This is a genomic window from Faecalibacterium sp. Marseille-Q4164, from assembly GCF_017377545.1.
GTDB classification, from domain to species: Bacteria; Bacillota; Clostridia; order Oscillospirales; family Ruminococcaceae; genus Faecalibacterium; species Faecalibacterium duncaniae.
Window position 1 is genome coordinate 242,618 of sequence record NZ_JAFREJ010000001.1, and the last position, 20,073, is coordinate 262,690.

Sequence of the window (20,073 nt, forward strand, 5' to 3'; positions counted from 1 at the left end):
AATACAGCATAAAACCAAAGGCGGCTGTCTGCATGGGTGCAGATGGCCGCCTTTTTGTGCTATACGATTACGAAAACGGACGAATTTGTCAGTTCTCGTTACATCGGAGCCGGACGAGCTGTCCATTCCAGGACAGCTTGCCCGGAGCAAGAGTGCAGAGAGGTGCGGGTCGCCTGTGGCGACCTCAAAAGGCCACTGGCCTTTTGAAGCACCGACCGAGCCGACAGGCGAGACCGCAGCCCTTTGAAGGGAGTCAAGGGGGAACGCCTTGCCCAGTGATATGACGCTGTGCGTCATATCCTACTGGGTATTATCTGGCGCAAAACGGCGGCAGATCCAGCAGCTCCGCTGCTGCGCACTCTCCCGGCAAGCTGTTGAAATGAAAGAAGCCCCCGCTAAACCTTATACTAAAATCAGGAAAAAGTAACCAAAACAGGTTCACTTGGGGAGCCAATAATAGGCCTACGAGGCCCACGACTTTAGTGATTTCAGGTGCTATAATAATTGCAGAGATGCAGCATCTTAGTGATTTTTCGCAAAGAAAGAATAGCGATGCAACAAGAAATGGGAACGATGTTTCCTACTTTCACCGAAAATTAGGAACTCACAGTTCCTGTTCGAGTATGAGTTTCTCTGTTATACTTTTCTTGCAGAGCAGAAGCAAACTCTTCTAAGCAGAAAGCGACAAACGCCATGATCTCCCACTGAGGGAAGGAGCGATAGGCCACTTTCTTTGCAGTAGAACAAACACATAAATCCTTTTCCGAAAGGATTACCTTTCGATTCTGAGAGAAGATTTCAAGACACGGTCTTGAAATGCGAGACCCGTTGCTTAGAAGAATTGTATCACTCCTGTGATTTGATCGCACGAGTGGCCATACACAAAAAATACAGGAAAAGAGGGATGTCTATCTGAAATTAACACGACACAACGGACGAGCCGGAACCCACGGCACTTACAACCCCAAGCACAACGACCGCAGTTTCAACCTTGCCAACAGTGAGCACATCGACCCGGAACGAGCCAAGGGCAACATCTACTGGGACTGCTTCCACGGATTTCGTTCGGCTCTTGACCCACAAGACCCGGATGATTTGGCGGCAACCTTCTCGGACGTAGAACGGCAGTTCTACGAAACCCACTACACGGCCTTTATCGAAGGTCAGAACGGGCGCAACGCCAAGATCCGGCACACGGAGCGCAACCGCTCCATTCCCGACCTGTTGTCCAGCCGCAAGACCTGCCCGGAAGAAACCATCTATCAGCTGGGAACGCTGGATGAACACGCCTCGGCAGAGGACTTGCTGAACATCGTCACCGAGTTCATTGAGGAGTTCAAGGCCAAGTTTGGCGAACACGTTCATGTGCTGGACTGGGCATTGCATCTGGACGAAAGCACACCCCACATCCATGAGCGTCATGTGTTCGACTGCGAGAACAAGTACGGCGAGGTGGCACCCCAGCAAGAAAAGGCATTGGAAGCACTGGGCTTCGACCTGCCTGACCCGGACAAGCCCCTCAGCCGCCGCAACAACCGCAAGATCACCTTTGATGCCGCCTGCCGGAAGATGCTGTTTGAGGTTGCAAAACGTCATGGGTTGGATTTGGAGGAAGAGGCGGAGTACGGCAACCGCAAATATCTGGAAAAGCAGGACTTCATCCTTGCCAAGCAGAAGGAGCAGCTTGCCGCCCAGCAGAGCAAGCTGGACGAATTGACCCTCAAGGTCAACGACATGGAAACGCTGATCGATGAAGTTTCGGCAGCAGCCTACGACAAGGCGGTGGAGGTCGTGACCGACGTGGTACGCACCGAGACCCGCAAGGAAGATATGCGGATGATCGAGGACACGAAGAAGTGGGTGCTGTCCCCGGAGCGCAAGGCTCCGCAGGCCACGAGGGAATATGCCGCCCACCGTTTGGACACCGTGCTGGACAAGTTCCTCAAGACCATGCAGACTACCGCCGCACGTCTGCAGGAGAAGCTGCTGAAGCCGGAAGTCCGGCAGAAAGGCAAGGAGCAGGTCAAGGAGAAAGCACGGGATTCCGTTCTGCAACTGTTGAACCGCTTGCAGGCAGAACAGGCGCAGCGGAATCCATCTGCACTTTCAACTGCGGAAAAGTCAGAAAATCGTTTTCAATAATAGTACGAGGTGATGTTTATTGAGCAAAGAAGTCAACGAAGAACGCACTCCCCGAACCGTTGAGGATGTGAAGGAGATGCTGTCCAAACATTCCAATGGCGAAATCCAGCGGACAATCCAGAACTGCATCACGATTTTGCAGAACGACCATGTGCTTGCCGATGCCATTCGGCTGAATCTGTTGAGCGAGCGCATCGACATTGTGAAGCCCGTGGGTTGGCCCCGCTCCGGCAAGACCCTGAACGACACTGACATGAAGTATATCCTGCGCCGGATGGAGAAATACGGCATTTCCAGCGAGAAGAAAATTGAATCCGCTATCCGCATCGTTGCCAACGAGAACCGTTACCACCCCATCCGGGACTACCTGAACGGCCTGAAATGGGATGGAACAGAGCGGATAGCCCACGTCCTGCACCACTTCCTCGGTGCTGCGGAGGACGAGTACACTTGCGAAGCTATGAAAATCTTCCTGCTGGGAGCCATCAAACGGGTGTTCCAGCCGGGATGTAAATTTGAAACCATGCTCTGTCTGGTGGGCGGGCAAGGTGCGGGGAAGTCCACCTTTTTTCGACTGCTGGCAGTCAAGGATGAGTGGTTCTCGGATGACCTGCGGCGGCTGGACGATGACAACGTGTACCGCAAGCTGCAAGGTCACTGGATTATCGAAATGTCGGAGATGATTGCCACCGCCAATGCCAAGAGTATCGAGGAGATCAAAAGTTTTCTCAGTAAACAGAAGGAAACCTATAAAGTCCCCTACGAGACCCATCCTGCCGACCGTCTGCGCCAGTGTGTTTTTGCTGGCACGACCAACCGGCAGGATTTTTTGCCCCGTGACCGCACGGGCAACCGCCGCTTCATCCCCATCCCGGTGGATGCGGAACTGGCCGAAGTTCACATTCTGGACAATGAGGAGGAATCTCGCACCTATATCGACCAGCTCTGGGCAGAAGCCATGACGATTTACAACAGCGGTAATTACAAGCTGGCGTTCAGCCCCGCCATGCAGGAAACGCTGCAAGTCCATCAGCAGGACTTCATGCAGGAGGATGCGCAGGCGGGCATGATCTATGCCTTTCTGGAGGACTACACGGGTGACCGGGTGTGTTCCAAGCAGCTCTATGCGGAGGCACTGGGCAACACCAACATCCCGGCAGAGCGGGAGACCCGCGCTATCTGCGAGATCATGAACACCGGCATTTCGCGCGGCGATATCCAAGGCTGGCAGGCGCACAAGACCGCCAAGCGTTACCCGAAGTACGGGGTTCAGAAAGGCTGGGAGCGCGTAACCAGCCCCGAAACCGGGGCTGAAGATTTCTCCGAAATAACGGATGCGGAAGCCCAGCAACTGGGCTTTCCCTTCTGACGGACACCGGTTACACGTCTGGTTACAAATTCGGTTACGCTGCAGTTACACCGAAAAATCCGCATGACTGCTACGTCTTCTTCTTTCTGTAACCATGTAACCTTAAAAAGAGAAGAAAAAGTATAAAGCCCACCGGATGCCCTGTGTGCAGAAAAGAGAGTTTTCCTGCCCGGTTACAGGCGTTCGGTTACAAGGAATTGGAGGTCTGCCTATGAAGGAAGTTCGCGTTTGCGAAGCAATGAAGTCCCCGGTGGAGACTTCAAGCGACGGAACGGTCTTGCATCAGCAAGATGGAGGGACCAAGTCCCGACAAGTTCCGATTTGGGAAAAGAGCAATCTGACGCTGGAAGAAGCTGCGGCTTACTCCGGCATTGGCATCAACAAGCTGCGTGAAATCACGAATGAGGATAAATGCAAATTCGTCCTCTGGGTGGGAAACAAGCGTCTGATCAAACGTCGCCTGTTCGATTGCTTTGTCGAGCAAGCATATTCTATTTAAGAGGTTGCCAAAGGCTGCAAATGTGAAACCGTCCTTTTCTCATTCGCTGCGGGTGGAAATCGCATGGTTGATGTGTTATACTGACACTAACCTTATAGATGCGCTTTTCACAGAAAGGAGCTTCTAAATGCCTGAAAAGCGCAAGGATAGCAAGGGCCGTGTTTTGAAAGATGGCGAAAGCCAGAGAGCAAACGGCACCTACGACTATCGTTATACCGATATCCACAAGAAACGGCGTTGTATTTACGCTAAATCCCTGACAGAGCTGCGGAAAAAAGAGGAAGAACTGTGGCGCGATTTGGCAGACGGCATCGACTACGCCGCCGGAGAGATGACGGTGGCTGATCTGGTTGACCGCTATATGAACCTGAAACGTGGGTTGAAACCCAATTCACTTCGGTCGTACAACACAGCGGTCAAGCGGATTCATGCGGACCCTTTCGGGCAAAAAGCCATCAAAACGGTAAAATTGTCCGATGCGAAAGGCTGGTTCGTGTTTCTGCATGACAGCGGTTTCAAGCAAAACACCATAGGAATCCTGCAAAGCGTTGTCAGACCGGCATTCGAGATGGCGGTGGAGGATGACATTATCCGCAAGAATCCGTTCAAGTTCAAACTGTCCGATGTTGTGCCAAAGGACGCTTATGTGCGTGATGCTCTGACCAGAGAGCAGCAGATGAAATATCTGCAATTCGTTCAAGACTATGGCGGCAACTATTATGATGATATCGTCGTTCTTATGGGAACCGGCTTGCGTGTGAGTGAGTTGTATGGCCTGACACGAGCAGATATCGACTTTGAGCGGCACTGCATCCATGTCCGGCGGCAGCTTTGCCGGACGGCTGAAAAGCCCTACTTTGTCACACCGCCGAAAACAAAAAGCGGTATCCGCAATGTTCCCATGACAGATACCGTTTGTGCAGCGTTGCGGCGTGTAGTAAAAGCCAGAGCGTCCACGAAAGTGGAAGCGCTGGTGGATGGTTGCAGCGGATTCTTCTTTCTGGACAAGTCCGGGATGCCGAAGGTGGCAATGCATTTGGAAAACTATATGCGTGGCGTGCAGGGAAAGTTTGAGAAGGCGTACGGCAAACCTGTTCCGCGCATTACACCTCATGTGCTGCGACACACCTTCTGCACCAATGTTCAGCAGGCCGGGCTGGATGTAAAAAGCCTGCAATACCTGATGGGACACTCCAATGCCAGTGTGACGTTGGATGTCTACACGCACAGCAGCTTTGAATCGGTTGAAAGAGCCTTTGAACAGATCGCCGGCAACCTGTGATTTTCGACGCATGAAGCGGAATTGCTTACGCCAAAACTTACGCCAATCACCCGGTAAGTGGCGTAGATTTGCGTAGAAAAGCGTGAATCGTGCAAAAACTGAGAATCTGGAAAAATCGGCTTGTGGCCTTGATAATTCTACAAAAGTCTACGTTTCCCGATATTCGTGATTCGGCTCCAAAAGTGTGGTTTGGAAGGGCGGCATGTACTAAGCCGCACCGGCTCCCCGTACCAATTCAATACGCCGCAGAAGGCAGAACTTCCCACCCGGGAGGCTCTGCCTTCTTTTTTGTTGACACCCTTTCCAAACAAGAGTACACTTAGAAAAATTGTTTTTGGGAAAGGAAACACCAATGAACACTGCCGCTTTTACCGCCTACCGCGAAAAAGTTGTGTCCAATTGTGCCCGTGTCATTGTGGGCAAGGAGGATGCTACCGAGAAAATTCTGGTCAGCTTCCTCTGCGGAGGCCATGTATTGCTGGAGGATAAGCCCGGCACCGGCAAAACCATGCTCCTGCGTGCATTTGCGCGCACGGTGGGCGGAGGCTTCAAACGGGTGCAGTTCACGCCCGACCTGCTGCCCTCCGATCTGACCGGCATCAATTTCTACAACCAGAAGTCCGGTGAGTTCGAGTTCCGGCCTGGCCCGCTCTTCACCAACTTTGTGTTGGCGGACGAGATCAACCGTGCCACGCCCCGTACCCAGTCGGCCCTGCTGGAAGCCATGGAGGAAAGGCAGATTACCGTGGACGGCGTGACCAGCCGCCTGGCTGAGCCCTTTATGGTGCTGGCCACCCAGAATCCGCTGGAATCCTTTGGCACCTTCCCGTTGCCAGATGCCCAGATGGACCGCTTTTTCATGCGGCTGTCGCTGGGCTATATGACCCGGGAGCAGGAGCTGGAGGTGCTCTCCCGCCCCTCGGCCCAGACCGTGCTGAACGAGCTGCAGGCCGTCGTCACTCCCGAGGAGACCGCATACGTCCGCACGGCTTACCGGGAGGTCAAGGTCTCCGAGGAGGTCAAGCACTACCTTATGGACATCGTGGAAGCTACCCGCACACAGAGCGGCTTTGTCAGCGGTGTGTCTACCCGCGGTGCGCTGGCGCTCTATCAGGCTGCGCAGGCGTATGCCGCCTTGCAGGGCAGGGAATACGTCATCCCCGAGGACATCAAAGGGCTGGCCCCGGCGGTGCTTTCTCACCGCATTTCTCTGGGCAGCAGCATGAACGCCGAAGCCGCCGCTCTGCGGATGCGCAAGCTGTTGGCCGAGATCACCGTGCCGCTGGAGAGTGCGGAATGAGCGCCGTCATCTTCGCGCTGCTATTGGTGGCCACAGCCCTTGGGCTGGAGCGTTACAGCACAGTCCACAGCCTGGACGATGTGCAGGGGCGGCTGGAAGTGGAGGATCATCTTGTGGAAGCCGGGGAGCCCGCCGTGATCCACCTTGTTGTCCGGAACAGCGGCCCCCGTTGGAAGATGTTCCTGGCGGCAAAGCTCCACCTGAACAAGGAGTTTCTTCCCTGCACGGAGCACCACATTACGCAGGATCAGACAGGTTGGGGCCACACGGTGCGGTTCACCACCTGGCTGCGCCCGGGGCAGGAGGCGGATTTCTCCACCGCCCTCAGGCTGGAACGCCGGGGCCGCTATGTGCTGGAACCGATGCAGGTCATCGGCGGCGATTTTCTGGGTCTTGTGGAACAGTCCCGCACCGAGCGGGGCTTCCACGAGCTCATTGTTCCGCCCAGGGAGTGCGCTCTGCCGGAACTGGAAGAGATGCTGGGCGGTTTTCTGGGTGAGCTTTCGGTGAACCGCTATCTCTACGAGGATCCTATTCTCACGGCGGGTTACCGCCCCTACACCAGCGGTGACCCCATGCGCTCCATCGCCTGGAAGCAGAGCGTCCGGGGGCAGGGACTTATGGTCAAAAAGTGGGATTACACCACTGAGCCCCGGGCGGTGGTGCTAGTCCATGCGGATACCAAGGATTACGACCACCCGGAACCGGCGGAGCTCTGCTACTCCATGGCCCGCACAATCTGCCGGAGGCTGGAAGAAAAGGCGGTGTCCTACCGCTTTGCGGCAAACGCTGCCTTTGACCTGCTGCTCAATGCGGCCCTCTCCGGTGAGGAGTGGAGAAAGCCGCTGGAAACCCCGCAGGGCTACGGCCCCGAACACTACCGCAGGGTGTTGGAAATTCTGGGCCGCGCCACCGGGCAGACCGCCCTTTCCTGCGCGCGGTTCTGCGCCGAATACTACCACCCGCAGGAGCAGGTCGGCTGCATCGTGGTGACAACGGAGCCGGAAGAAGCTGTGCGTGCTGCCGTGCAGCCCCTGCCTGGCATTCCGCTGCTGGTGCTCACTCCGGAAATGGCCATAGAGACGGCCCAGACAGGGGAGGCGGGCGCATGATGTTCTTACATACCCTGCGCCTGGCAGGTGATCTGAGCTTTTACTATGCCTTTGCGGGCTTTTTTGCCGCCAGCTTCGGTGGGACACCCATGCCGCTGGTGCTGGTCTGGCCTGCCCTCTGCTTTGGTCTGGCCTCCTGCTTTGAGGGCAGCCGTCCCCTCCGCACCACTCTTGCGGCCCTGAGCGCGGCGGCGCTGCTCTTCCTGCCTACAGGGGCGGACAAGCTCTGCTACTTCCCGGCGGCAGTCTACCCGGTGCTGCTGGCCTACACCGGCGATTTTGCCCTTTCGCCGGTGCGGCAGGCCGAGCGCCTGCGCTGGCTCTGCCGGGGATGGCCCTTCTTTGCAGTAGCAATGCTGCTGTGGAACGCCAACGCGGTGCTTTCGGCGGCCCTGCCCTTTGCGACGGCGGCAGCGGTGCTTCTGGTGGGGTTCAACCGCACCACCCGGCAGGACCCGGAGATCTCCACCCGGCCGGGCTATCTGCTGCTTTCCGGCGGCGTGCTGGCGGCGGTGTGCGCAGGGCCGTTTCTGCTCAGCCGCAGTGTTGTGGTTGCCGGTGCAAAGGCGGCTGCATCTGCCGTTTACTTTGGCGGGATCGTGCCGGTGCTGCAGCTGTTTTTGAACAACATTGTGGTGCAGGGTGTGACTTGGCTGTTCCACGGCATCCTGCAGTTCATCCACTGGCTCTTCACCCTCTTTCCGCCCAAACCGTTGGAGCGCACCGAGATCGTTTCTACCGATGAGGTCATCGCCAACGCCCAAAAGGCCGCCGAGGACGCAGAACCGCTCATCAACGGGATGTCGATGCTGACTGTGCTCGGTATCCTGCTGGCGGTCCTCTGTGCGGTGCTGGTGGTGCGGCATTTCCTGCGCCAGAAGTTCCGGCACACGGACACTGCCTGCACGGACACCACGGTCCGGCATAGCACCCACAAGCGTGCCCGCCGCTGGCCCGGACTCTTCCTCAGCCCGGTGGATAAAGTGCGGCGGGAGTATGCCATCTATCTGGACCACTGCCAGCGCCACGGTGTGACCATCCTGCGGGGCGATACCAGCCTTGACCTGACCGGCCGCGCTTTCGGTATGGACTTTGCCGCCGAGGCCGAGCTGCGCCAGATCTACCTCAAAGCCCGCTACAACGGCACCGCCACGACCGAGGATGCCGCCCGCGCCGCTGAGCTCGTCCGAAAAATCTGCTCCTGAACGCATCAATGCCCCCTTTCTGCACATCCTAAGCGGGAGAGGGGGCGTTTTCATGTCCGGCAAACGGGTGCTGGTCCTGTATGGAACCCTGCTGTTCTGCTTTGCGGCGGTGGTCTGCCGCCTGTACTGGCTCTGCTCCGACACGGCCTATGGGGCCCGGGCGGCGGCGCAGAGCGTGGTCACCCTCCACCTGCCCGCCCGGCGGGGAAATTTTTATGATCACAGGGGGCAGCTCCTCACGGGGCAGACCACCCGCTGGATGGCCCTCTGCGTGCCCGGGGAGGGCAGCTATGCCCGCCTGTTTGCCTACACCGATGCCGCCGGGCAGGCGGCGCTCTACCAGAAGCGGAACGCCGCGTCCCCGTTCTTGCTGGAGGTGAACCGGGACGTTTCCGCGCTGGGCGTTTCCTGCTGGCCGGCGGCGCGGCGAAGCTCTGCCGCCCCGCTGGCAGTGCAGCTGCTGGGGTATCTCGATGGCGAGGGCCATGGTGCTGCCGGGCTGGAAGCCGCCTTTGATGATCTGCTCACCGGCAGCGGGGCGGGGGATACCCTGCTCTGCACCGTCAACGCCCAGGGAAAGCTGCGGGCCGAGCCCGTCCTCACCCCCGCCGACAGCGGGGCCGTGGGGGTGCAGCTGACCCTTTCCCGGGAGATCCAGCAGACCGCCGAAGCCGTGGCCAACGAGACGATGCAGAGCGGCTGCATCCTGGTGCTGGACACCGCCAACGCCAAGGTGCGGGCCTGCGTCAGCCGCCCCGGCTATGACCCGGAGAATATTTCGGCCAGCCTGAACGCCCCGGACAGCCCCCTGCTGGAGCGGGCGTTTCAGTGCTATGCCGTGGGCTCGGTGTTCAAGCCGGTGGTGGCGGCAGCGGCGCTGGAGGCAGGGGAGAGCGGCTTTGTCTACACCTGCCCCGGCTGGTGCGCGGTGGATGGCCGAATCTTCCGCTGTGCGGGCGGCATTCCCCATGGTGAGGTGGATCTGGCCGGCGCGCTGGAAAAGAGCTGCAACGGCTACTTCATCCGGCTGGGGCAGGCGCTGGGGGCCGATGCTGTCCGCGCCATGGCAGAGCAGCTGGGCTTCGGGCAGGCGATCCCGCTCACCGATGCCCTGCACACGGCGGCTGGGGTCCTGCCGGAGCGGGAGGCTCTTGCGTCCAGCGGGGCCTACGCCAATTTCTGCTTTGGGCAGGGGGAGCTGCTGGCATCCCCCCTCCAGGTCGCCGCCATGATGAACACCATTGCCTGCGGGGGGATCTGCCGCACCCCGCTGCTGCTGGAGACCACTCTGGACGAGACCACCGGCGCGCCCCTCACGGCGCTTTCCCATGTCCGGAGCAGGCGGGTGCTTACAAAGCGCACCGCCGCCGCCCTGCAGGCCCTGCTGGCGGGTGTGGTGGCCGGGGGCACCGGCCATGAGGCTGCCCTGCCCGGCCAGACCGCGGCAGGCAAGACCGGCACGGCCCAGACCGGCCAGTTTTCCGGCGGCACAGAGCTGAAAAATTACTGGTTTGCGGGCTTTGTCCCGGCAGAGCAGCCCCGCTATACCATCGTGGTGCTGCAGGACACGCAGGCTGAGCCTGCCTTTTCCAGCGCGGCCATCTTTGCCCGGGTGGCGGCAGGGCTGGAAATTCTGGCCCCATAGCCCACGGTTTTTCTTGCATTTCCCGGGCTTTTGTGCTATCATACACTTGTATTTGTATGCAGTCTCTATGAAACTAAAGATAAAAGGAGCGTTCCATCCATGTCTGTCATTGAAATCGTCGGCGGTGCCATCCTACTGGTCGTCTCGGCCGTCATCATCCTCCTCACCCTGATGCAGCACACCCACGGTCAGGGTCTGGCCGGTGCCATCAACGGTGGTGTGGGCGGTGCCAACAATGCACGCCTGACCCCTGCGGATCAGATGCTGGCCAAGGTGACCCGCATTGCAGGCATCGTGTTCTTTGTGGTGGCTATCCTGGCCTGTGTGTTCGCCAGCCGTCTGGCCTGAGCACCCGTGTACAGCCCCGTGTAAGGCGGGGCTGTTTTTCTGTCTGCAACCTTTAGTGGGAAAGATGTCGTCCGGGTTCCGTTGGAGAATGCCGGAAAAGTGTTAAGGAGAAAAATATGTCATTACGCGATAAAATTGAACATGCCATCCAGAACCAGCCCTGCATGGTCAAGGACCTCAAGGCAAAGTTCGGCGGCGACCGTTCCGCTGACCGCAAGGTGATGGAGGCTCTGGACGAGCTGGTGCACGACGCTGTGGTCTGCCAGAAGTCCGGCGTGTTCTTCACTGCCCGCTCCGGCCGTGCCGAAAAGGCCCTGCTCTGCAAGGTGGTCAAGTTGGGCAAGAACTTTGCCTTTGTGATGCTGGAGGATGAATCCGGCGATATCTTCATCCCGGGCCGCTTCACCCGCGGTGCCATGCCCGGCGACTCCGTTCTGGTGGAAAAGTTTGCCCACCCCCGGGTGGAGGGCAGCGATGAGGGCGAGATCCTTGCCGTGCTCGAGCAGAAGAACGACATGGTGGGCACTGTCCGCCGCATCGAGGGCCGCCTGAAGTTCGTGCCCGATGACTGCCCGGCCATCTCCATGACCATCCAGCGCGACTGCGAGGGCGGCGCGAAGGACGGCGACAAGGTGGCTGTGGAGATCCTGCAGCGCGGGACCCGGCAGGAGGATCACCGCGTGGGCGTTTCCATGCGCTTTGGCAGCTGCGAGGAGGCCAAGCGCTGCGCCAAGGCCCTGCTCTATGCCAAGGACATCCACACCCGTTTCCCCGAGAAGGTGCGGGACGAGGCCAAGAAGTTCGAGGACATGACCGTGTCTGAGGAGGACTGCAAGGGCCGCATGGATCTGCGCGCTCTGCCCATCTTCACCATCGACAGCGCCGAGACCAAGGATATCGACGATGCCGTCAGCCTGACCCGGCTCCCCGGTGGCGGCTATGAGCTGGGCGTTCACATCGCCGATGTCTCCCACTACGTCAAGCCCGGCAGTGAGCTGAACGAGGAAGCCTTCAACCGCGCCACTTCGGTCTACTATGCGGATCAGGTCGTGCCCATGCTGCCCAAGAGCCTTTCCAACGGCATCTGCTCCCTGAACGAGAAGGAGCTGCGCCTGGCGTTCTCCTGCCTGATGCGTCTGGATCAGGACGGCAACCTGACCGACTACAAGTTCGTCAAGTCCATCATCTGCAGCCGGGTCAAGGGCGTGTATTCTGAGATCAACGCCCTGCTGGCCGGCACTGCCGATGCCGAGACGCAGGCCAAGTACGCCGAGGTGCTGGATCAGCTGCCCGCCATGAAGGAGCTGTACGCCCACCGCGCCCGCCTGCGCAAGGAGCGCGGCTGCATCGATTTCGAGAGCGGGGAAGTCAAGCTCATTCTGGATGAGAACGGCCACTGCATCGATGTGAAAAAGCGCACCTCCGGCGAGAGCGAGGCCATGATCGAGGAGTTCATGCTGCTGGCCAACCAGTGCGCCGCCCACTTTGCCCGGGTCAAGCAGATCCCCTTTGTCTACCGTGTCCACGAGGAGCCCAACGGCGAGAAGCTGGAGCGCCTGCACAGCCTGCTGCAGGCCTGCGGCATCAACGACCACTTTGCCAAGGAAGTGCCCACCCCCAAGGAGCTGAGCGCCATTCTGGAAGGTGTGCGCGGCACCCCGTTTGAGCAGATCGTCAACACCGGAATGCTCCGCTGCATGTCCAAGGCCTGCTATGAGGAAAAGCCCAAGGGCCACTATGGTCTGGTGCTCAAGGATTACGCCCACTTCACCAGCCCCATCCGCCGCTACCCGGATCTGGCCATCCACCGCATGATGACCGACCTGCTCAGCGGCACCGACAAGGAGACCATGATCGTCCGCTACACCGATTTCGCGGAGAAGGCCTCCAAGCAGTCCAGCGAGCGGGAAGTGCTGGCCGTTCAGATCGAGCGCAAGGCCGAGGATTACTACAAGGCCGAGTACGCCCGCCGCCATCTGGGTGAGTGCTACGAGGGCATCATCTCCGGCGTGACCCAGCGCGGCATCTTCGTGGAGCTGGAGAACGGCGTGGAGGGCTTTGTGCCTGCTTCCAGCCTGACCGCCACCGGCACCACCCTCACCGAGGGCATCCGCCTTTCTGACCCCGCCTCCGGCAAGACCTGGAGCCTGGGCGACAGCATGATGATCACCATCGTCCGCGCCGATATCAACCTTGGCAAGGTCGATTTTGAGGTGGCACCCGAAACAAAATAACTGATAAAGAAACGCAAGCGTTCACCTTCCCTGGAGGGTGAGCGCTTTTTTTGTTGGACTAAACCCCTCAGGCGCTTTGCGCCAGCTCCCCTAGTAGGGGAGCCCTTGGCATAATGGTGCAGTCTGTGCGGAAAGGGGGACTTGCAAAGCTTTATGCAATGCCAAAGGCCCCCCTATTAGCGGGGGCTGTCACCGCAGGTGACTGGGGGGTTATACACAGTTTCGCCATATTTCCGACAATGGTTGTGTTTTGTATAAATTTTATACACTGTTCAGGATTTGTTTGTTGTTCTGAAAAAACCACTGGGGTATACTAGGCACAACGAAAGGGAAGACGACACAGAACCATGAACGCGGTCTTCCCAATACGATTTACAGGAGGTTCCCAGTATGTATTATTCCAGTGGCAACTACGAAGCATTTGCACACCCCAAAAAGCCTGAGGGCGTTGACAATAAATCTGCTTACCTCATCGGCTCCGGTCTGGCGGCCCTGACTGCCGCCTGCTACCTGGTCCGTGACGGCCAGATGCAGGGCGACCACATCCATGTGTTTGAGAAGGACCCGCTGCCCGGCGGTGCCTGCGACGGCTACAAGTACGATATCGGCTATGTCATGCGCGGCGGCCGTGAGATGGACAACCATTTCGAAGTCATGTGGGATCTGCTCCGCTCCATCCCCTCGCTGGAGACCGAGGGAGCCAGCGTGCTGGACGAGTATTACTGGCTGAACAAGGAGGACCCCAACAAGTCCCTCTGCCGTGCCACCGTCAACCGCGGCCAGGATGCCCACACCGACGGCAAGTTCGCCATCTCCGATCAGGGTGCCATGGAGATCATGAAGCTCTTCTTCACCCCGGATGAGCAGCTGCAGGACAAAAAGATCACCGATATCTTCGACGATGAGGTGTTCTCCTCCAACTTCTGGATGTACTGGCGCACCATGTTCGCCTTTGAGAACTGGCACAGCGCGCTGGAGATGAAGCTTTACCTCAAGCGCTATATCCACCACATCGGCGGTCTGCCCGATTTCACCGCCCTGCGCTTTACCCGCTACAACCAGTACGAGTCCATCATCCTGCCCATGGTCACCTACCTGAAGGATCACGGCGTGGACTTCCAGTACGAGACCAAGGTCACCGATGTCCAGTTCCGGATCGAGGGCGGCAAAAAGCAGGCCAGCAGCGTGACCGTGGATCACAAGGGTGAGAGCAGGACCATCGACCTCACCGAGAACGACCTGCTCTTCATCACCAACGGCGGCTGCGTGGAGAGCTGCACCATCGGCTCTCAGGACAAGGCCGCAGGCTTTGATCCCACCATCAGGCCGGGCAACGGCTGGGATCTGTGGAAGAAGATCGCTGCACAGGATCCCTCCTTCGGCCATCCCGAAAAGTTCTGCTCTCAGCCGGAGCTGTCCAACTGGGAAAGCGCCACCATCACCACCCTGGACGACAAGATCCCCCAGTATATCAAGAAGATCTGCAAGCGTGACCCCTTCAGCGGCCACACCGTCACCGGCGGCATCGTCACGGTCAAGGATTCCAGCTGGCTGCTCAGCTGGACCCTGAACCGCCAGCAGCAGTTCCGTGACCAGCCCAAGAACCAGCTCTGCGTCTGGGTCTACGGCCTGTTCAGCGACAAGCCCGGCGATTACGTCAAGAAGCCCATGCGCGACTGCACCGGCCGCGAGATCTGCATGGAGTGGCTGTACCACATCGGCGTGCCCGAGGAGGACATTGCCGAGCTGGCTGAGCACAGCGCCAACACCGTGCCTGTGATGATGCCCTATATCGATGCCTTCTTCATGCCCCGTGCCTTCGGCGACCGCCCCGACATCGTGCCCCAGGGCGCTGTCAACTTCGCCTTCCTGGGCCAGTTTGCCGAGACCGGCCGTGACACCATCTTTACCACCGAGTACTCCATGCGCACCGGTATGGAAGCGGTTTACACCCTGCTCAACATCGACCGCGGCGTGCCCGAGGTCTGGGGCAGCACCTATGATGTCCGCAGCCTGATCGATGCAACGGTCAAACTGCGTGACGGCAAGAAGATCACCGATATGGATCTGCCCTTCATCCAGCGGGTGGCCCTCAAGGAAGTGCTCAAGAAGATCGAGGGCACCGACCTTGAGAAGTTCCTCAAGGAATACCATGCCATTTGATGCTGTCTGAGAATCGTCCCCCGATCCTCTGACCCTCTTTTCTGAATGCGGCAAAGCCCTGCACCCTTTCCATGGGATGCGGGGCTTTGCCCTTTTTCTCGGAATTTTCAAACGTTTTACCAAAACAGTATGACTATGGTGGGATTTCTTGACACGAATTTTACAAAAATCCCTTGCGGAAACTGGGGTTCTATGTTAAGATTTAGGTAACAAACAGCCCTCTCGGTCTTGCTGAAGCCCGCCAGTTCCCCAAAAGGGAAAACGACGCTGCACAGCATTGACGAAGAGGGCTGAAAGAGCGTATTGAATCAAAGGAGGTCTTTCCCTGTGAAACAGTTCATTACCCGCCGCAGCTTTATCAAGGCTGCCGGTGCTGCCACGGCACTGACCGCAGTTTCTGTCGGTGCACCCGCCGCCTTTGCGGAGGAGACCAATTGCTTCTTTGGTGACAAAGCGGATGTGACCATCCTCTACACCAACGATGTCCACACCTATATCGACAACAAGTCCCCCAAGCCCACCTATGCCGCCATTGCCGCCCTGAAAAAGAGCATCGAGGACACCGGCCGGGATGTGCTGCTGGTGGATGCAGGCGACCATATCCAGGGCACCGCTTACGGCTCCATGGATGACGGCGCTACCATCATCGAGCTGATGAACGAGGCCGGTTACGATCTGGCCACCCCCGGCAACCACGAGTTCGACTACGGCATGGCTCGCGCCAAGGCTGTGCTCCAGGAAGCCGACTTCCCCTATGTCTCCTGCAACTGGGTCGATCTGCGTACCGGCTTCAACGTTCTGCCCAGCGTCAAGTTCTTCTTTGTGGGCGGCCGCAAGATCGCCTTTGTGGGCGTGACCACCCCCGAGACCTTCACCAAGTCCACCCCGGCCTACTTTATGAACGATGCCCAGACCAAGTACATCTACGACATTCTGGGCGGCGAGGATGGCCAGAAGCTCTACGATGCCGTTCAGGAAGCCATCGACAAGGCTGAGTTCTGGGGCGCTGACACCATCATCGGTCTGGGCCATCTGGGCGTTGACCCCTCCTCCTCTCCCTGGACCAGCGAGGAAGTCATTGCACACACCCACGGCTTCACCGCCTTCATCGACGGCCACTCCCACACCGTGATGGCCAATAAGCAGGTCACCGATGCTTCCGGCAAGGCAGTCACCCTGACCCAGACCGGTTCTTACTTCAAGAACATCGGCAAGATGACCGTGGGCGCAGACGGCACCATCACCACTGAGCTCATCGACACCTACGAGGGTCTGGATGCTGCCGTGGCCGCCACCGCCTCCAACTGGATCAGCGCAGTGGACGATATGCTGGGCGAGGAGATCGCAGTGGGCGATACCAAATTCTACATCAACGATCCTGCCACCGGCAAGCGCCGCATCCGCTCCGGCGAGACCAACCTGGGCGACTTCGTGGCCGACGGCATCTACACCTACTTCAACGAGATCGAGGAGCTCCACTGTGATGTCGCCATTATGAACGGCGGCGGCATCCGCACCGATGTGGAGGCTGGCCCCTGGAGCTTCAAGACCTGCAAGACCGTCAGCCCCTTTGGCAACGTGGCCTGCCTGATGTCCGTGACCGGCCAGCAGATCCAGGACGCTCTGGAGTTTGGTGCCCGCTTTGCCGGTGCTGAGGGCAAGGAGAACGGCGGCTTCCTGCAGGTGGCAGGTGCCAGGTACACGATCCACCCCATGATCCCCAACACCGTTCAGACCAACGACAAGAATGTCTGGACCGGCAGCGCCGCCACCCCGCGTGTCAGCAATGTGGAGATCTACGACAAGACCACCGGTACTTATCAGCCCCTTGACCCGAACGCCACCTACGCTCTGGCCGGCATGAACTACACCCTGCGCAATCTGGGCGATGGCTTTGCCATGTTCGATGGCGCGACCCTTATCAAGGACTATGTCTCTGAGGACTACCTCGTCATGTCCAGCTACGCAGCCATGTTCGGCGGCGTGGATGCCAACGGTCTGCCGCATCTGGCAAGCGCCAACAGCCCGCTGGCCGATTACCCCGGCTACCTGCTCAACTACGAGGACCCGTACGGCGCAGGCCGCATCCAGATGATCTGGTAAATTAAGGATACGACCCTCTCCGTCAACGCCGCAGGCTTTGACGGAGAGGGTTATTTTTATGCAGCATTGTCAGCAGGAAACGAACCCGGTTTGTGGATCAGGATAGGGGAAAGTTGCACAAATCCGGCAGAGCATCCTTGTATACTACGCCAAAGTTTGTAACTTTTTTTATTTGTTTGCTTGCGAACGATCTGCGCTGGAAGTATAATAAACAGGCAAGTAATATATCAGCTGTGCTGTGGCAGGCACAGAGACAAAGGAGAAACATTATGCAGACACGGTATACCAGCGCCGACCAGTGGGCAGAGGCCAAGGACGGCGTGATCCCTGCACCCTACGCTCTGGAAGAGGGCGAGCAGATCATTGACCAGTATCTTGAGCCGGTCATCTTCCACAACGTCAACGGCCCCGACATCGGTGTGACCACCTGCGGCGTGATCGTCAAGGACGGCCTGTACTTTAAGGATCTGGACAACAGCGGCGAGCTGGCCCCCTACAAGGATTGGCGGCTGAGCCCTGAGCAGCGCGCTGAGGATATGGTCAAGCATCTGCGGCTGGATCAGCAGGCAGGCCTTGTGCTGAACACCCTGTTCAACAGCCCTGTGGTGCCCACCCGTGCCGAGGCCACCAACGCCGAAGGCAAGCTGGAGCTGGGCAAAATCTACAAGCACCACAACCCCGGTGAAAAGCCCATGCCCGGCCCTCTGCCCGGCATGACCGTCAGCATTGATGACAGCCACGTTCTGGAAAAGCACATTGCCGCCGGTGTTTACCGCGGTGACATGCGCTGCGAGGCCGGCATGGTGGCTCTGTACCACAACGCCGGCACCCAGATGCTGGAATACGAGGCCTGCAAGGGCGGCGTGGCCATTCCGTACTCTCTCCACACCAACCCCATCAACATCGGTTACCCGGACTCTCTGGGCATCGGCGCGGCTGTCATTGGCGACGGCAACACCGACATGGTCTATGAGATGGCCCAGACCGACCGCAAGATGATGAAGGCCGAGGGCCTGAACATCATGTACGGCCCTCAGGTCGATGTGACCTCTGACCCCCGCTGGCCCCGTACCTCCGGTACTTACGGCGAGCGTCCCGATGTCACCAGCGATATTGCCGAGGCTCTGGTCAAGGGCTATCAGGATGGCGACAACGGCCTGAACGAGGGTTCTGTTGTTCTGACCATCAAGCACTTCCCCGGCGATGCCCCCTCTGAGAATGGCTTTGAGCCCCATGTGCCCATCGGCCAGTGGCGCATCTACCGTACCCCCGGCTCTATGGAAAAGTATCATCTGCCCCCGTTCCAGCGCGCCTTTGACCACAAGGTCTCTTCCATCATGCCGGACTACTCCCGTATTGCCACCGATGGCCGTGCCGTGCCCCAGACCTACCGGGGCGAGATCACCAGCACCGAGGAAGTGCCCAGCGCTTACAGCAAGGAGCTGATCACCGATCTGGCCCGGAACAAGATGGGCTTTGACGGTTATGTCAACTCCGACTCCGGCATCACCACCGTTCAGATCTACGGCGTGGAGAACCTCACCGAGCCTGAGCGCTACGCCAAGGCCATTTCTGCCGGTACCGATGTCATCGGCGGCAACACCGACCCCGAGAACATCGTCAAGGCTGTGGAGGACGGTCTGCTGCCCAAGGCAGATCTGGACCGCGCCAGCTACAATCGTCTGCTGAGCCTGTTCCGCACCAAGCGGGTGGATAACCCCTACCTCGACCCCGACAAGGCCGATCAGGCCCGCGTGGATAACTTCGATGGTGCCAAGAAGAAGGCTTACGAGGCCAACCAGAAGGCTGTTGTTCTGGTCAAGAACCACGAGAAGCTCCTGCCTCTGGCCAAGAGCCAGAAGGTCTGCATCGTCACCTTCAAGGGTGTGGACTCCGGCTTTGCACAGATGGCACAGGCCATGGGTGCCGGTCTGGGCAACACGGACGAGGATGCCGCTCTGCGCAAGACCCTGACGGAAGCCTTTGAGAAGAAGGGCTACACCGTGGTGGCCGCCCCGGAGGAAGCCGATGTGCTCTACCTGCACGTCTGGCCCATCAGCAACGGTCTGGTGTTCAACCAGTACGCAATGCCTGTCATCGAGATGGGCGAGATCGTCACTGACGAGCGCGAGCGCAACAAGAGCCAGAAAAAGACCGGCAACAAGGTCACTGTTGTCACCCTGAAGGACGTGGAGAAGATCAAGGAACTGGCCGATGCCATCCATGCCCGCGGCGGCAAGGTGGTTGGCACCTGCGTGGTCTGCAACCCCTGGCTGCTGGACAAGCTGGAGCCCTACTGCGACGCACTGACCATCCAGTACACCGTCAGCGCCGTTGCCCTGAACAACGCCCTGAACGCTCAGGTCGATGTCATCAGCGGCGACTTTGCCCCCACCGGCAAGCTGAGCCTGACCATGGTCTCTGACCCCGCCGTCATTGCCATCACCGAGCAGGAGATCGACGGTGTGGTGCGCGAGATCTGCGCCTCTCCCAACGACGTGCCCGGCTACGATAAGGATCAGTACATCGATCCCGCCATCCTCGCCAACGTCAAGGGCGGCAGCTACGCCTACTGCGATGCCGACGGCAACTACTACCGCAGCGGCTTCGGTCTGAATTACTAATTCCCGTTAACGAAAAAAGAGCGATACAGCGTTTGCTGTATCGCTCT

At 58.6% G+C, this 20,073-nt stretch carries 13 protein-coding genes; all 13 read left to right on the plus strand.

Annotation, left to right across the window (positions count from 1 at the left end; translation table 11 throughout):
• The first annotated feature begins 912 nt into the window (after positions 1–912).
• The 13 genes from J3352_RS01155 (at position 913) to J3352_RS01215 (ending at position 20,026) form a co-directional block, all read left to right on the plus strand.
• Positions 913–2,142: a hypothetical protein gene (locus tag J3352_RS01155; protein ID WP_050762784.1), complete on the plus strand. Its 1,230-nt coding sequence runs from the start codon at positions 913–915 to the stop codon at positions 2,140–2,142.
• 76 nt (positions 2,143–2,218) lie between these two features.
• Entirely contained in the window at positions 2,219–3,511 is a 1,293-nt protein-coding gene (locus J3352_RS01160; protein ID WP_156066281.1) for a virulence-associated E family protein, read from the plus strand.
• Positions 3,512–3,722: 211 nt separating this feature from the next.
• Positions 3,723–4,010: an excisionase gene (locus tag J3352_RS01165; RefSeq protein WP_097772255.1), complete on the plus strand. Its 288-nt coding sequence runs from the start codon at positions 3,723–3,725 to the stop codon at positions 4,008–4,010.
• Positions 4,011–4,137: 127 nt separating this feature from the next.
• Complete coding sequence (locus J3352_RS01170) at positions 4,138–5,292, plus strand: site-specific integrase (RefSeq protein WP_097772254.1); 1,155 nt, start codon at positions 4,138–4,140, stop codon at positions 5,290–5,292.
• 352 nt (positions 5,293–5,644) lie between these two features.
• Complete coding sequence (locus tag J3352_RS01175; protein ID WP_156066147.1) at positions 5,645–6,592, plus strand: MoxR family ATPase; 948 nt, start codon at positions 5,645–5,647, stop codon at positions 6,590–6,592.
• Complete coding sequence (locus tag J3352_RS01180) at positions 6,589–7,704, plus strand: DUF58 domain-containing protein (protein ID WP_156066145.1); 1,116 nt, start codon at positions 6,589–6,591, stop codon at positions 7,702–7,704. The genes J3352_RS01175 and J3352_RS01180 overlap by 4 nt, the downstream gene beginning before the upstream one ends.
• On the plus strand, positions 7,701–8,909 hold the full coding sequence (locus J3352_RS01185; protein ID WP_156066143.1) for a hypothetical protein: 1,209 nt from the start codon (positions 7,701–7,703) through the stop codon (positions 8,907–8,909). Before J3352_RS01180 ends, J3352_RS01185 begins: the two co-directional genes overlap by 4 nt.
• 52 nt (positions 8,910–8,961) lie before the next feature.
• On the plus strand, positions 8,962–10,554 hold the full coding sequence (locus J3352_RS01190; protein WP_156066141.1) for a penicillin-binding protein 2: 1,593 nt from the start codon (positions 8,962–8,964) through the stop codon (positions 10,552–10,554).
• Between the two features lie 99 nt (positions 10,555–10,653).
• On the plus strand, positions 10,654–10,902 hold the full coding sequence (gene secG / locus J3352_RS01195) for a preprotein translocase subunit SecG (RefSeq protein WP_005932601.1): 249 nt from the start codon (positions 10,654–10,656) through the stop codon (positions 10,900–10,902).
• A gap of 116 nt (positions 10,903–11,018) precedes the next feature.
• Positions 11,019–13,136, plus strand: coding sequence for a ribonuclease R (gene rnr / locus J3352_RS01200; RefSeq protein WP_156066139.1), 2,118 nt, complete (start codon positions 11,019–11,021; stop codon positions 13,134–13,136).
• Positions 13,137–13,526: 390 nt separating this feature from the next.
• Positions 13,527–15,299 (plus strand): oleate hydratase, encoded by a 1,773-nt coding sequence (locus J3352_RS01205; RefSeq protein ID WP_156066137.1) that lies wholly within the window; start codon positions 13,527–13,529, stop codon positions 15,297–15,299.
• Positions 15,300–15,626: 327 nt separating this feature from the next.
• A complete protein-coding gene (locus tag J3352_RS01210) occupies positions 15,627–17,402 on the plus strand; it encodes a bifunctional UDP-sugar hydrolase/5'-nucleotidase (RefSeq protein ID WP_156066135.1) in 1,776 nt (591 codons plus the stop codon).
• Between the two features lie 269 nt (positions 17,403–17,671).
• Positions 17,672–20,026, plus strand: a complete 2,355-nt coding sequence (locus J3352_RS01215; protein ID WP_156066133.1) for a glycoside hydrolase family 3 protein — start codon at positions 17,672–17,674, stop codon at positions 20,024–20,026.
• Positions 20,027–20,073 lie beyond the last annotated feature (47 nt).